Origin of the sequence: Lentzea sp. NPDC042327 (assembly GCF_040647275.1) — a bacterium.
In the GTDB taxonomy this organism is placed as follows: Bacteria; Actinomycetota; Actinomycetes; order Mycobacteriales; family Pseudonocardiaceae; genus Lentzea.
Genome location: NZ_JBEZBX010000008.1, coordinates 276,253 through 290,117 on the forward strand (window position 1 = coordinate 276,253; position 13,865 = coordinate 290,117).

General features: G+C 71.6%; 14 protein-coding genes. 12 read left to right on the plus strand and 2 right to left on the minus strand.

Translation table 11 applies throughout. The features are described from left to right. The first annotated feature begins 56 nt into the window (after positions 1-56). The 3 genes from AB0A63_RS22345 to AB0A63_RS22355 are packed head-to-tail and all read left to right on the plus strand — an operon-like array spanning position 57 to position 3,070. Entirely contained in the window at positions 57-1,025 is a 969-nt protein-coding gene (locus tag AB0A63_RS22345) for a tripartite tricarboxylate transporter substrate-binding protein (RefSeq protein WP_360394851.1), read from the plus strand. Further along, positions 1,022-1,552, plus strand: a complete 531-nt coding sequence (locus AB0A63_RS22350) for a tripartite tricarboxylate transporter TctB family protein (RefSeq protein WP_360394431.1) — start codon at positions 1,022-1,024, stop codon at positions 1,550-1,552. Before AB0A63_RS22345 ends, AB0A63_RS22350 begins: the two co-directional genes overlap by 4 nt. Then, on the plus strand, positions 1,553-3,070 hold the full coding sequence (locus AB0A63_RS22355) for a tripartite tricarboxylate transporter permease (RefSeq protein ID WP_360394433.1): 1,518 nt from the start codon (positions 1,553-1,555) through the stop codon (positions 3,068-3,070). It abuts the gene before it with no gap. Positions 3,071-3,141: 71 nt separating this feature from the next. On the opposite strand, the gene AB0A63_RS22360 is transcribed toward AB0A63_RS22355, so the two are convergent. Both AB0A63_RS22360 and AB0A63_RS22365 read right to left on the minus strand, forming a co-directional pair. Further along, positions 3,142-3,990 (minus strand): LD-carboxypeptidase, encoded by an 849-nt coding sequence (locus AB0A63_RS22360; RefSeq protein WP_360394435.1) that lies wholly within the window; start codon positions 3,988-3,990, stop codon positions 3,142-3,144. Between the two features lie 19 nt (positions 3,991-4,009). Next, positions 4,010-5,902 carry a prolyl oligopeptidase family serine peptidase gene (locus tag AB0A63_RS22365; RefSeq protein WP_360394437.1) on the minus strand — a complete coding sequence of 631 codons (1,893 nt, stop codon included), beginning with the start codon at positions 5,900-5,902 and terminating at the stop codon, positions 4,010-4,012. A 78-nt stretch (positions 5,903-5,980) separates the two neighbouring features. On the opposite strand from AB0A63_RS22365, the gene AB0A63_RS22370 reads away from it, so the two are divergent. The 9 genes from AB0A63_RS22370 to AB0A63_RS22410 all read left to right on the plus strand — a co-directional run bounded on the left by AB0A63_RS22370 (position 5,981) and on the right by AB0A63_RS22410 (position 13,841). Beyond that, positions 5,981-6,547 (plus strand): DUF3090 domain-containing protein, encoded by a 567-nt coding sequence (locus AB0A63_RS22370; protein ID WP_360394440.1) that lies wholly within the window; start codon positions 5,981-5,983, stop codon positions 6,545-6,547. A gap of 1 nt (position 6,548) precedes the next feature. Continuing rightward, the gene (locus tag AB0A63_RS22375) at positions 6,549-7,337 is read left to right on the plus strand and encodes an SCO1664 family protein (RefSeq protein WP_360394443.1); all 789 of its coding nucleotides are present in this window, start codon (positions 6,549-6,551) and stop codon (positions 7,335-7,337) included. A gap of 22 nt (positions 7,338-7,359) precedes the next feature. Continuing rightward, positions 7,360-8,385, plus strand: coding sequence for a S66 peptidase family protein (locus tag AB0A63_RS22380; RefSeq protein WP_360394445.1), 1,026 nt, complete (start codon positions 7,360-7,362; stop codon positions 8,383-8,385). Positions 8,386-8,517: 132 nt separating this feature from the next. Next, positions 8,518-9,219 carry an aminoglycoside phosphotransferase family protein gene (locus AB0A63_RS22385; RefSeq protein ID WP_360394447.1) on the plus strand — a complete coding sequence of 234 codons (702 nt, stop codon included), beginning with the start codon at positions 8,518-8,520 and terminating at the stop codon, positions 9,217-9,219. A 9-nt stretch (positions 9,220-9,228) separates the two neighbouring features. Next, on the plus strand, positions 9,229-10,035 hold the full coding sequence (locus tag AB0A63_RS22390) for a DUF3097 domain-containing protein (protein WP_360394450.1): 807 nt from the start codon (positions 9,229-9,231) through the stop codon (positions 10,033-10,035). A 204-nt stretch (positions 10,036-10,239) separates the two neighbouring features. Further along, the gene (locus AB0A63_RS22395; RefSeq protein WP_360394452.1) at positions 10,240-10,665 is read left to right on the plus strand and encodes an NfeD family protein; all 426 of its coding nucleotides are present in this window, start codon (positions 10,240-10,242) and stop codon (positions 10,663-10,665) included. 56 nt (positions 10,666-10,721) lie between these two features. Then, the gene (locus AB0A63_RS22400; protein ID WP_360394454.1) at positions 10,722-11,927 is read left to right on the plus strand and encodes an SPFH domain-containing protein; all 1,206 of its coding nucleotides are present in this window, start codon (positions 10,722-10,724) and stop codon (positions 11,925-11,927) included. Positions 11,928-12,111: 184 nt separating this feature from the next. Continuing rightward, the gene (locus AB0A63_RS22405; RefSeq protein WP_360394457.1) at positions 12,112-12,534 is read left to right on the plus strand and encodes a YciI family protein; all 423 of its coding nucleotides are present in this window, start codon (positions 12,112-12,114) and stop codon (positions 12,532-12,534) included. A gap of 29 nt (positions 12,535-12,563) precedes the next feature. Continuing rightward, on the plus strand, positions 12,564-13,841 hold the full coding sequence (locus tag AB0A63_RS22410) for a DUF6596 domain-containing protein (protein WP_360394459.1): 1,278 nt from the start codon (positions 12,564-12,566) through the stop codon (positions 13,839-13,841). Positions 13,842-13,865: the final 24 nt, after the last annotated feature.

Genomic DNA, 13,865 nt, shown 5'->3' on the forward strand with positions numbered 1-13,865 from the left:
AACATGTCCAACCACGCGGACGAGAGGCGGGGATCACAGTGTCGGTGAAGGTGTGGGTGGCGGTGGCGACGGCGTTGCTCGCCGTCCTGCTGGTGCCGCCGTTGCTGACGCCGGGTGCGGACAGCGGCGACACGAACCAGGTGCGGGCGCTGCGCGTGCTCGTGCCGAACGCACCGGGCGGCGGCTACGACATCACGGCGCGCACCGCGGCCAAGGCCATGGAGGACGCCGACCTGCTGCGCAACGCCGAGGTGTTCAACCTTCCCGGCGCCGGCGGCACGGTCGGGCTCGGCCGCACGGTCGGCGAGCGCGGCAACGGCAAGCTGATCATGTCGATGGGTCTGGGCGTGGTGGGCGCGGTCTACACGAACAAGTCGCCCAACTCGCTGCTGGACACCACCCCGATCGCGAAGCTGATCGAGGAACCGGACATCGTCGTGGTGGCGAAGGACTCGCCGTACACGTCGATGCAGCAGCTCGTGGACGCGTGGAAGGCCAACCCCGGCACGGTCACCGTCGGCGGCGGGTCGGCGCCGGGCGGTCCCGACCACCTGGCACCGATGTTGATCGCGAAGGCCGTCGGGCTGCCGCCCAGGACCGTCAACTACATCCCGTTCGACGGCGGTGGCGAGCTGCTCGCGAGCGTCCTCGGCGGCAAGGTCGCGTTCGGCGTCTCCGGCGTCGGTGAGTACCGCGACCAGATCCAGGCCGGCACGCTGCGCGTGCTCGCGGTGACCAGCAAGGACCGCATCCAGGGCATCGACGCGCCGACGTTGCGGCAGGCGGGGGTGGACGTCGAGTTCACCAACTGGCGGGGCGTCGTCGCACCGCCGGGCATCGCGCAGACCGACCGCGACAAGCTCGTCGACCTGTTCGAGCGGATGCAGAAGACGCCGCAGTGGTCGGAAGCCCTGCAGCGCAACGGGTGGACCGACGCGTTCGCACCGGGCGACGAGTTCGGGACCTTCCTCGACAACGAGAACAAGCGGGTGGCAACGGTGCTCAAGGACTTGGGGCTCGCATGACGACGAAGACGGAGGAGCGGCCTCGGGCACGGCCGGGGACCTGGCTCCGCGAACGGTCCGAGCTGGGCATCTGCGCCCTGCTGGTCGTGCTCGGCGCGCTGGTGCTGACCGACGCCGTGCAGATCCCGACCGACTTCGCCCAGCGCGGCCCGGTCGGCCCGAAGGCGGTGCCGGTCCTGGTCGGCTCGCTGCTGCTGGTCGTGGCGGTGCTGCTGGCCCGCGACGTGCTGCGCGGCGGCCGCGGTGAGGCCGAGGGCGGCGAGGACGTCGACCTGACCGCACCCGCCGACTGGCGCACGGTGTTGTTGCTGTGCGGTGCCTTCCTGGCGAACGCCGCGCTCATCGGCGTGGTCGGCTTCCCGATCTCCGGCGCGGTCCTGTTCTGGGGCGCGGCCTACGCGCTCGGCAGCCGCAACCTGGTCCGCGACCCGCTGATCGCGGCCGGCATGTCGGTCGCGACCTTCCTGGTGTTCAACAACCTGCTCGGCGTCCCCCTGCCCGGTGGCCCGTTGATGGAGGTGTTCTAGGTGGAACAACTGCTCGACGGCTTCGCGACCGCGCTGACGCCGACACACCTGCTGTTCGCGGCGATCGGCGTGCTCCTGGGCACCGCGATCGGCGTCCTGCCGGGCATCGGCCCGGCCATGGCGGTGGCACTGCTGCTGCCGGTCACCTACGGCATGGAGCCGACCGGCGCGTTCATCATGTTCGCGGGCATCTACTACGGCGGCATGTTCGGCGGCTCGACGACGTCGATCCTGCTGAACACACCGGGTGAGAGCGCCGCGGTCGTCGCCGCCTTCGAAGGCAACCCGATGGCCCGCAAGGGCAGGGGCGCGCAAGCGCTTGCCGCGGCCGCGATCGGCCACTTCACCGGCGGCATCGTCGGCACGCTGCTGATCGTGCTGCTGGCCCCGTTCGTCGCCAAGCACGCCGTCGACATCGGTGCACCGGACCTGTTCGCGATCATGGTGCTGGCGTTCATCGCGGTGACCTCGGTGCTGGGCGCCTCGCGCATCCGCGGCGTGGCGTCGTTGCTGATCGGCCTCACCCTCGGGCTGGTCGGCCTGGACGAGATGACCGGCCAGCAGCGCCTGACGTTCGGCTCGCTGCACCTCGCGGACGGCATCGACATCATCGTGGTCGCGGTCGCCCTGTTCGCGGTCGGCGAGGCCCTCTGGGTGGCCGCCCACCTGCGCCGCAAGCCGTTCGAACCGATCCCGGTCGGCCGCCCGTGGCTGTCCCGCGCCGACCTGAAGCGCACCTGGAAGCCGTGGCTGCGCGGCCCGGTGATCGGCTTCCCGTTCGGCGCGATCCCGGCCGGCGGCGCGGAGATCCCCACGTTCCTGTCGTACGTGACGGAGAAGCGCCTCTCCAAGCACAAGGACGAGTTCGGCAAGGGCGCCATCGAGGGCGTCGCGGGCCCGGAGTCCACGGCCTCCGCCTCCGCCGCCGGCACCCTCGTCACGATGCTGACCCTGGGCCTGCCCACCACGGCGGTCGCGGCCGTCATGCTCGCCGCGTTCCAGCAGTACGGCATCCAGCCGGGCCCGCTGCTGTTCCAACGCGAGTCCGGCCTGGTCTGGGCGTTGATCGCGTCGCTGTTCATCGGCCTGACCCTGCTGCTGGTGCTGAACCTGCCGCTGGCACCGGTGTGGGCGAAGCTGCTGCGCATCCCGCGGCCGTACCTCTACGCGGGCATCCTGTTCTTCGCCTCGGTCGGCGCCTACGCGGTCAACGCGGACATCTTCGACCTGCTGCTGATGTTCGTGATCGGCCTGCTGGGCTTCGCGATGCGCCGCTACGGCCTGCCCGTCCTGCCGGCGATCATCGGCGTCATCCTCGGTCCGGCGGCCGAACAGCAGATGCGCCGTGCACTGCAGCTCTCCGACGGCTCGCTCACCGGCCTGGTCAACACGCCGATGGCGATCGTCGTCTACGTCGTGATCCTGCTGATCGTGTTCTTCCCGCTGCTCCGCCGCCTCCTCCCCACCCCAACCCCTCCTGCTGCTCCCTCTCCCCAGCACGAGAAAATCGACGCCTGACCAGGGCACGCGGGGACCTTTCGTACCCTCCTGGGGTACGAAAGGTCCCCGCGTGCCCTGAACAGACGGGGTCAGAGGAGGCGGAGTGTTGTGGCGGCGGCGTCGAGTTCCGCCGCCACGCCCAGAGGCAACGTCCACTGCCCGGCGCAGTGCCCGAACCCGAAGTCGCCCAGCACCGGCACCCCCAGCGGCACGAGCCGGTCCAGCAGCACCGCCGACGGGTCACCGCACCCGGTCCACGACCCCAGCACGATCCCCGACACCGGCTCGAACCACCCGGCCCGCAGCAGCTGCGTCAGGATCCGGTCCAGCCGGTAGGGCTCCTCACCGACGTCCTCCAGCAACGCGATCGCCCCCGGCGCGGGCACCGACCACCGCGGCCCGCCCACCGACGCCGCCAGCAGCGCCGCGTTCCCGCCCACCAGCACCCCGCGGGCGGTACCGGGCACCACGGGCGTTCCCGCGGTCCACGACGACACGCCCTCGAACAGGAACCGCCGCAGCCGCTCCTGCGCCACCGGGTCCTCGACGAAGTCCCGCGTGCCCGGCATCGGCCCGAACACCGTCGGCTGCCCGGCCGCGTTGAGCTCCGCGTGCAGCACCGTCACGTCCGAGGAGCCCACGAACACCCGCGGCGGCAGCGACCGCCACGGCACCAGGTCCGTCATCCGCAGGCACCCGTACCCGCCGCGCACGCAGAACACCGCCGCCACGTCCGAGCACCACGCGTCCACGAACTCCGCCGCCCGGTCGGCGTCGGAGCCGGCCAGGTACGGCAACGACCACGCGTCCACCACAGGTGTGGTGACCGTCAGCCCCCACGACCGCAGCACCGCCACACCCGCGGCGACCAGCGGCGCGAGAGCCGGGCCGGCCGGTGACACCAGCGCGACCCGGTCCCCGCGCTCCAGAACGCTCACGAGCGCACCGCGCGCAGGGTCACGAACGCAGGTCCAGCACCGGCACACCCGGCGGCGTGAACCCGAACACCTGCCCGTAGAACGACAGCTCCGCCTCCAGGGCGGCCTTGATGTTCTCGGCCTTGCGGAACCCGTGCTGCTCGCCCTCGAAGGTGAGGTAGGCGTGCGGGATGCCCGAACCGTCCAGGTCCGCGGCGAACCGGTCGGCCTGCTCGGGCGGGCAGATCTCGTCCTCCAGGCCCTGCAGCAGCAGCACCGGACCGGACACCGACCGCGCCTTGTTCGACGGCGACCGGTCCCGGTAGCGGTCAGCGGCCTCGGGCAGCGTGCCCACCAGGCCCTCGACGTAGCGGGACTCGAAGTCGTGGGTCTCCCCGCCCTCCGAGGTCCAGCCCGCCAGGTCGAGGATCGGGAACGCCACCATGCCGCACCGGTAGACGTCGGTGGAGGTCAGCGACGCCGCCGAGGTCCAGCCACCGGCCGAGCCACCGCGGATGGCCAGCCGCTGCGGGTCCGCCGTGCCCTCCTTCGCCAGCTCCTGGGCCACGAACGCGCAGTCCTGCACGTCCACGACACCCCACTGCTCGCGCAGCCGTTCCCGGAACGCCCGCCCGTAGCCGGTCGAGCCGCCGTAGTTCACCGCCACCACGCCGATGCCGCGGCTGGTGAGGTAGGCGATGTCGGAGTCGAGCTTGGGCAGCGCCCGCCCGGTCGGCCCGCCGTGCACGTGCACCACGTACGGCGGCAGCTCACCCTCGGGAGCGGCGAAGTCGGGGTTGGTCGGCGGGTAGACGTAGGCGGGGACCTCCCCGAACACCCGCTCCACCGGCACCGGCAGGTACGCGGCCTGCGCCGGTTCCTCACCGCCGGTCAGGTAGGTCAGCTCGCCGTTGGACAGGTCCAGCCGCACGACGTTGAACTCCGAGGTCGGCCCGGCCGCCCCGTCGATCACCACGCCGTCGCGCACCGACAGGTCCGCCGCCCACATCGGCAGGTCGGTCTCCACGTCGGTGACCGTGCCGCTGCGCTCGTCGAGCACCGCCAGGTGACCCGAGCGCACCACCAGGTAGCGGCCCGGCGCCAGGGTGGCGAACCAGCGGTTGCCCAGCCGCCACATCGGGCCGCCCAGCTCCTCCGCGCACTCGGCTAGGTTCGTGCGCGAGCCGTCCAGCCCGACGCGGAACAGGTTCCACCAGCCGTGCGGGTCGGTCAGCGCCAGCAGCGAGTCACCCTCCCACTCGAACTGGCACACCGCCTCGGTCGTCGACCCGGTGAGCACCCGGTGACCGGGTTCGCCGATGTCGGCCACGCACAGCTCGGAGCCGTCCCACGGCATCTGCGGGTGGTCCCAGCCGATCCACGCGAACTTCGTGCCGTCGGGGCTGATCTTCGGGCCGGTCATGAAGTGGTGCGACGACCCCAGCACCCGCACCTCACCCGACGGTGTGATCGCCACCAGGTCGCGGCGCACGTCGGTGCGCGCGTCCCCGGTGATCGACTCGCGCACGCACCACACCTCGCCGTCCGGTCCCGCGGACAGGTCGGCGTAGCGCAGCCCGTGGTGGCGCTGCGGTTCCGGCGTCAACGGCACCGGCGGCACCTGCGGGGTGTCCGGGTTGAACACGTAGACGCGCTGGTCGGCCCAGTGCGTGAACGCCACCCGGTCCTCGGCGAGCACCACGAACGGCCGCCCGCCGTACTCGTGCACCCGGTTGCGGGCGTTCCACGGCGCGGGCAGCACCTCCACCCCGTCGCGCACCAGAGCGACCCGCCCACCCTCGGCCGGCCTGCTCTCGGCCCACCACACCTGCTCACCGTGCAGGTCGGCCCACTGGAACCCACCACCCGGCTTGGAGGTGTCGCCGGCGCTGATCGGCGAGGTCCACGTCCCGTACGAAGCGATCTTCACCACAACCCGACCCTATACGCGGAGTGTTTGGTGGGGGAGGACCTGCCGACGATCTCCGCGTGGCCTAGGGTCGTAGGTGCCATGGCTCGCGTCATTCACGTATTCCGCGCACCCGACCGGTTCATCGCAGGAACCGTCGGGCAGCCCGGCGACCGCATCTTCTACCTGCAGGCCTCCGAGCAGAGCAGGTTGATCAGCGTCGCGCTGGAGAAGCAGCAGGTCCAGGTCCTCGCCGAACGCATCGGCTCGCTCCTGGAGGAGGTGCATCGCCGCTTCGGCACCGAGGTGCCCGACGACGCGCCACCCGACGACGTCGACACCGAACCCCTCGACGTGCCCGTCGAGGAGGAGTTCCGCGTCGGCACCATGGGACTGGGCTGGGACGCCGAGTCCAAGGCCGTCGTGATCGAGCTGCTCGCGATCTCCGAGGAGGAGGTCGACGAGGCGGTGGTGCTCGACGACACCGAGGAGGGCCCCGACGCCGTGCGGGTGTTCCTCTCACCCGGTGCTGCCCGCGCCTTCGCCGCCCGCGCCGACCGCGTCGTCAACGCCGGCCGCAAACCCTGCCCGCTGTGCGCCGAACCGCTCGACCCCGACGGCCACATCTGCCCGCGCCAGAACGGCTACCGCCGCACCGAGGAAGACTGACGTGGACACCGCCGCGGCCATCGAGTTGCTGACTCACGGCCGCATCGAGGTCGAGGGCAGGCTCGTCGACGCCTCCAACGCGACGCTGTTCTGCAAGATCTCCCACAACGGGCTCGACGCGCAGTGCGTGTACAAGCCGGTGCGCGGCGAACGGCCGCTGTGGGACTTCCCCGACGGCACCCTCGCCGGCCGCGAGGTCGCCACCTACCTGATCTCGGCGGCCTCCGGTGTCGGCGTGGTGCCGCCCACGGTGCTGCGGCCCGGCCCGTTCGGCTCGGGCATGGTGCAGCTGTGGGTGGACACCCGCGAGGAGGACGAGCTCGTCGACATCGTCGGCGTCGACGACGTGAAACCGGGCTGGATCCCCGTCTTCCACGCCCACGACCGCTTCGGCGACCCGGCCGTGCTCGTGCACGCCGACCACCCCCGCGTCCAGCTGATGTCCGCGTTCGACGTGGTGGTGAACAACGCCGACCGCAAGGGCGGCCACGTCCTGCACGCCGTGGACGGCGGGGTGTTCGGCGTCGACCACGGCATCTGCCTGCACGTCGAACCCAAGCTGCGCACCGTGCTGTGGGGCTGGGCCCGCGAACCGCTGCCCGAGCCGGTGCTGGAGGCCATGCGCCGCCTCAGGTCCGCGCTCGAGGGCGATCTGGGCGAACAGCTGCACGACCACCTCACCCGCGCCGAGGTCCGCGCGGTCTCCGAACGCACCGACAAGCTGCTCGCCGACGGCGTGTTCCCCGAACCGTCGGGCGACTGGCCGGCAATTCCGTGGCCCGCGTTCTGACGCACGGTCAGCGTCCGGGGTTGTGATCACCCCGCCCAAGCCCGTGCCCGGTGACCGCGTCGCGGTCGTCTCCCCCTCCGCGGGCCTGCCCGGACTGTTCCCGCTGCCCTACGAGCTCGGCCTGCGGCGGTTGCGCGAGCTGGGCCTGGAACCCGTGGAGTACCCGGCCACCCGCAAGATGGGCGCGAGTCCGCGTGAACGCGCCGCGGACCTGCACGCCGCGTTCGCCGACCCGGACGTCAAGGCCGTGATCGCGAGCATCGGCGGCGACAGCCAGATCGAAGTCCTGCCGCACCTGGACGCCGAGCTGGTCACCGCCAACCCCAAGCCGTTCGTCGGGTTCAGCGACAACACGAACCTGCTGGTCTGGCTCGCCAACCGCGGCATCGTCGGCTACCACGGCGCCACCGTCATGACCGAGCTCGGCCGTCCCGGTGCCCTGCACCCGGCCACCCGTGACTCGCTGCACGCCGCCCTGTTCACCACCGGCGAGTACGCACTGCCGCAGTCCACCGCCTACGGCGACGTGAACAAACCCTGGGACGACCCCGCCACGTTCGACGCCGAACCCGAGCTGCGTCCCGCTGCCGGCTGGCGGTGGCACCACGGCGACCGCGTCGTGGAGGGCCAGGCGTGGGGTGGCTGCCTGGAGGTCCTGTCGTGGCTGCTGATGGCCGACCGCGAGATCAAGCCGCCCGAGCACTACGAGGGCAAGGTCCTGTTCTTCGAGACCTCCGAGGAGATGCCGCCCGCCACCGAGGTGTTCTACGTGCTGCGTGCGATGGGCGAACGCGGCCTGCTGGCCCGGTTCGCCGCCGTCCTCGTCGGCCGCGCCCGCGCCTGGTCGTTCGCCAAGCCCGGCACCGACCGGGCCGCTTACACCGCAGATCAGCGCGAGGCCGTGCTGCGGGCGTTCGCGCAGTACGCGCCGGGCACGCCGATCGTGTTCGACGTCGACCTCGGCCACACCGACCCGCAGCTGGTGGTCCCGGTCGGCGGCCGGGTGCGGGTGGACGGCCCGAACCGCACGATCACCGTCACCTACTGACCCGCACAACCTCACCTCCCCGCACCGATCTGCCCCCGGTAGCGACCGGAAAACGACCGGAAACCGGGGTGAATCCGGCCTCCGGGGCGAAACAGACCCGGCGTCCTGGCCCGAGTCGCTAGCGTGAAGCGGGTGATCGACGACCCCGCCAGAGCCCGCCTGGTCCGCCGTTTCGGAGACTCCGCCACCACCTGGCTCGACGCCCTGCCCGACCTGGTCGCCACCCTCTCCGCCCGCTGGGGCCTCACCGTCGTCGAGCCGATGCCCGGCGGCACCGGTGTCACGTTCCGGTGCACGAACGCGGTGCTCAAGCTGACCCCCGAGCACGACATCGCCGCCCACGAGGCCAAGGCGCTCACCGCGTGGGCCGACACACCCGCGGCGGTGGACCTGCTCGACACCGACCTCGCCCGCGGCGCCCTGCTGCTGGAGCTGCTGCACCCCGGCACCGAGGCCACCGACCCGGCGCGTGTGGTGCCGGTGCTGCACCAGGCCGACCCGAAGGGGTTCCCGCCGCTGCGCGCCCGCGTGGACTTCCTGTTCGAGACGTTGCTGCCGCGCCGCACCGGCACCTACTACGCCACCGAGCACGCCAAGGCCCGCCGGCTCGCCACCGACAACACCCCGGTGGTGCTGCTGCACGGCGACATGCACCCCGGCAACGTCCTGCAGAGCGCGCGCGGGCCGGTGGCGATCGACCCACGGGCGTGCGTGGGTGACCCGGCGGTGGACTGGCTGGACTTCGTGCACGGCGGGTACGACCTGCACGGCGCCGACGTGGACCTCGACCGCGTGCACGAGTGGCTCACCGCCTTCAAACCGTTCTACGGCTAGGGTCTGCGGGTGCGTTCTCACGACTACGGCCGCGATGTCCTGTCCACCCCGAAGCGCAAGAAGGTCCGCGAGGTCGCGGCCGAACCCGGTCTCGTCGTCGAGGACCCCGCCAGCGGCTTCTGCGGCGCGGTCGTGAAGTTCGAGCACGGCAACGTCGTGCTGGAGGACCGCCACGGCCGCCACCGGCTGTTCCCGCTCACGCCCGCCGGGTTCCTCGTCGACGGGCAGCCCGTCACGCTCGTGCGGCCCGTGGCCGCGCCGCAGAAGGCGCGCATCAGCGCCTCCGGTTCGGTGAAGGTCGAGGGGCTGCGGGCGCGGACGGCCAAGGCCAGCCGCATCTGGGTCGAGGGCAAGCACGACGCCGAGCTCGTCGAACGCGTCTGGGGCCACGACCTGCGCGTCGAGGGCATCGTCGTGGAACCCCTCGACGGCGTCGACGACCTGCCCGCCCGCATCGCCGAGTTCGGCACCGCGGCGCACCGCCGCCTGGGCGTGCTGGTGGACCACCTCGTCGCCGGGTCGAAGGAGCAGCGCATCATCGATCAGGTCCGCGACGACAACGTGCTGGTCACCGGCCACCCCTACGTCGACATCTGGCAGGCCGTGAAACCCGCCGCCGTGAAGATCGAGGCGTGGCCGGTGGTGCCCAGGCACATCCCGTGGAAGGAAGGGGTGTGCGCGCAGTTGGGGTGGGGTGAGACCTGGGAGGGCTGGCAGCGGGTGCTCGGCGCGGTCAGCAGCTACCGCGACGTCGAGTCCGACCTGCTCGGCGCCGTGGAGCGGCTCATCGACTTCGTCACCGTTCCCCGGGACTGACCCGCCTGTAGCGGGCGACGAGCACATCCGTGCCGGTGGTGGTGCTGCCGGTGAGTGCGAACCGGGTCAGCGGCGCCGGCCCCTCCCTCACACGAACGGCGGCCGCAGGTGTCGACGCCGCAGGATGATCGGTTTTGTCACGGTCGGGGGCGCAGCGCGCTGAAGTTCAGCCGGTCGGGCGGCCCGTGGTGTATGTATGGGCGCATGGCCGCGCTGATCTGGCTGATCGTCGGGATCCTGCTCGTCGTCGCCGAGGTTCTCTCCGGTGACTTCGTGCTGGTGATGCTCGGCGCCGCCGCGCTGGCCGCGGCGGGGGTGACCGCGCTGGGTGCTGGTGACCTGGTGAGCGTCCTCGTCTTCGCCGCGTCCTCGGTGGGTCTGATCGCCGGTGCCCGGCCGCTGCTCAAGAGGCGGCTGCAGCTGGGTTCCAGCGTGCGGATGCACCACGAGGCGCTGCTGGGCAGCAAGGCCGTCGCGGTGTCCGAGGTGGACGAGCACGGCGGGCAGGTCAAGATCGGCGGCGACACCTGGAGCGCGCGCACCCTCGACGGGTCCGTGATCGCGGCAGGCGAGGCCGTCACCGTAGTCGAGATCTCGGGAGCGACGGCCGTGGTGATCGCCGCGGTCTGACCGCCGCGCTGCGATCACGCGACCGGCCGTCGGAGCCCAGAAGGATGTGAACCGAGTTGGACCCGATCACCGGCGTGGTCGCGGCCGTCATCGCCCTGTTCGTGTTGATCGTCGCCGTGAAATCGGTGCTGGTCATCCCGCAGGCGCAGGCCGCCGTCATCGAACGTCTGGGCCGCTACCGCAACACCGCCGCGCCCGGCCTGAACATCATCGTGCCGTTCATCGACAAGGTGCGGGCCCGCATCGACCTGCGCGAGCAGGTCGTGTCGTTCCCGCCACAGCCGGTGATCACCCAGGACAACCTGACGGTGTCGATCGACACGGTCGTGTACTTCCAGGTCACCGAGCCGCGCAGCGCCGTCTACGAGATCTCCAACTACATCGTCGGTGTCGAGCAGCTCACGATCACGACGCTGCGCAACCTCGTCGGTGGCATGAGCCTGGAGGAGACGCTGACCTCCCGCGACCACATCAACGGTCAGCTGCGCGGGGTGCTCGACGAGGCCACCGGCCGCTGGGGCCTGCGGGTGGCGCGGGTGGAGCTGAAGTCCATCGACCCGCCGCCGTCGATCCAGGACTCGATGGAGAAGCAGATGCGCGCCGACCGCGAGAAGCGCGCCATGATCCTCAACGCCGAAGGCCAGCGCGAGTCGTCCATCAAGACCGCCGAGGGCCAGAAGCAGTCGCAGATCCTCGCCGCCGAGGGCGCCAAGCAGGCCGCGATCCTCACCGCGGAGGCCGAGCGGCAGTCCGCGATCCTGCGCGCGCAGGGTGAACGCGCCGCCCGCTACCTGCAGGCGCAGGGCCAGGCGAAGGCGATCGAGAAGGTCTTCGCCGCCATCAAGGACGGCCGCCCCACCCCGGAGGTGCTGGCGTACCAGTACCTGCAGACGTTGCCGCAGATGGCGCAGGGCGACGCGAACAAGGTGTGGATGATCCCGTCGGACTACGGCAAGGCCCTCGAGGGGTTCGCCCGCATGCTCGGCGCACCCGGTGAGGACGGTGTGTTCCGCTACGAGCCGCCCGCCGACACCGGTGAGCGGCCGAAGCCGGAGCAGGACGACCCGTCGGTCGCCGACTGGTTCGACACCAAGCCCGACCCGAAGGTCGCCGAGGCCGTCGCCGCCGCGGAGGCGGTGGCCCGCAAGGAGGTGCCCAGTCCGCTGAGCGCACCGCCGCGGTCCGTGGGCGGCGCGGCGGCGTTCCCGGAGCTGGAGGCCGAGCAGCCGCGTTCCCTGCACCAGCCCGACGAGCAGGCCTGAGCACAAGACACGACGAGGAACGGCCCGCCCCTGCCACCGGGGGCGGGCCGTTCGCCGTCGTGAGCTGCGGAAACAAGAAAACTTGGAAAATCTGCGGGCCGGTGTCGATCCCGGTACCGGCCCGTTCGACCTGGGCGTGAAAGGGTCCACACCGGACCCACCCGAACCCCCTGGGGAGATCGTCATGAAGTTCATGCTCATCTGGCGCGTCGAGTCCGACGAGGCGTGGAGCAACCTGGGCGAGATCGACTTCGACCAGATGATCGAGACCGTCGGCCGCTTCAACGAGGAGCTCATCGAGGCCGGTGTGCTGATCGCCGCCGAGGGCCTCGCACCCGCGGAGGAGGGTGTGGTCGTCGACTTCTCCTCCGAGCCGCCGGTGGTCACCGACGGCCCCTACGGGGAGACCAAGGAGCTGTTCAACGGCTTCTACCTGATCCGGGTGGACTCCATCGAGGAGGCCGTCGAGTGGGCCAAGCGCACCCCGATGACCGCCGCCGGGTTCAAGACCGAGATCCGCCGCGTGTCCGAGATCCACGAGTTCCCCCAGGACAACGAGTGGATCAAGAAGGAGCGGGCCTGGCGCGAGTCCACCGGCCAGCTCTGAGCACACGCGTCTGATCTATTTTGGGCGCCATGAGCGACCCCACCGGCCGCAAGGCCGTCGCCGCGGTGTGGCGCATCGACTCCGCACGGATCGTCGGTGCGCTCACCCGCTACACCGGTGACTTCGCCCTGGCCGAGGACCTCGCGCAGGAGGCGCTGGCCGAGGCGCTGGTGACGTGGCCGCGCGAGGGCGTGCCGGCCAATCCGGCGGGGTGGTTGCTCACCGTCGGGCGGCGCCGGGCGATCGACGCGTTCCGCCGGCGCAGCACCCGTGACGAGAAGTACGCCGCCCTCGCCCACCACCTGCCCGAGGGCGGCGCGCTGACCGGTGCCACCGAACCCGGCCCGGCCCCCGGCGACGTGCTGTGGGACCCCGACCAGATCGATGACGACACCTTGGCGCTGGTGTTCACCTCGTGCCACCCGGTGCTGTCGCGGAAGGCCGCCGTCGCGATGACGTTGCGCGTGATCGGCGGTCTGAGCAGCGACGAGATCGCGCGGGCGTTCCTGGTGCCGACCGCGACGGTGCAGGCGCGCATCACGCGGGCGAAGAAGACGCTGGGCGCGGCGAACGTGCCGTTCGAGGTGCCGCCCGCCGCCGACCGCCCGAAGCGCCTCGCGCAGGTGCTCAGCGTGATCTACCTGATCTTCACCGAGGGTTCGTCGGCCAGCTCCGGTGACGAGGTGATGCGCCTGGACCTGGCCGGTGAGGCGCAGCGCATGGCCCGCATCCTGGCGCGGCTGATGCCGGGGGAACCCGAGGTGCACAGCCTGCTGGCGTTGCTGGAGCTCACGGCCGCCCGCTTCCCGGCCCGCCGCGGCCCCGACGGGGAGACGGTGCTGCTGGAGGACCAGGACCGCCGCCGCTGGGACCGCTCGGCCATCACCCGCGGCCGCGCCGCCCTGGCGAAGGCCGCCGACGCGGGCCGCGGCTACGGCTACTACGGGCTGCAGGCCGCGATCGCCGAGTGCCACGCCTTGGCGCCCTCGGTCGAGCAGACCGACTGGAACCGCATCGTCGTCCTGTACGAGGCGCTGGGCCGGCTCGCGCCCTCACCGGTGGTGGACCTCAACCGCGCGGTGGCGGTGTCGATGGCGCGGGGGCCGGAGGCGGCGCTGCCGATCGTGGACGGGCTGGCCGGGTCGGAGGCGTTTCGCGACTCCCACCAGTTGCCGGGGGTGCGGGGGGAGTTGCTGCGGCGGCTGGGGCGGGTGGACGAGGCCCGGGCCGAGCTTGAGCGCGCGTTGGTCCTGTGCGGCAACGAGCGTGAGCGGGCGGTGCTGACCCGCAAGCTCGCCGAGCTGTAGGCGGGCGACCACGAGCGGTGAACA

What these genes read in the sequence shown, in the direction of transcription:
- AB0A63_RS22350 (WP_360394431.1), top strand. Translation starts at nt 1,022, where the DNA reads ATGACGACGAAGACGGAGGAGCGGCCTCGGGCACGGCCGGGGACCTGG.
- AB0A63_RS22370 (WP_360394440.1), top strand. Translation starts at nt 5,981, where the DNA reads ATGGCTCGCGTCATTCACGTATTCCGCGCACCCGACCGGTTCATCGCA.
- AB0A63_RS22395 (WP_360394452.1), top strand. Translation starts at nt 10,240, where the DNA reads ATGGCCGCGCTGATCTGGCTGATCGTCGGGATCCTGCTCGTCGTCGCC.
- AB0A63_RS22405 (WP_360394457.1), top strand. Translation starts at nt 12,112, where the DNA reads ATGAAGTTCATGCTCATCTGGCGCGTCGAGTCCGACGAGGCGTGGAGC.
- AB0A63_RS22410 (WP_360394459.1), top strand. Translation starts at nt 12,564, where the DNA reads ATGAGCGACCCCACCGGCCGCAAGGCCGTCGCCGCGGTGTGGCGCATC.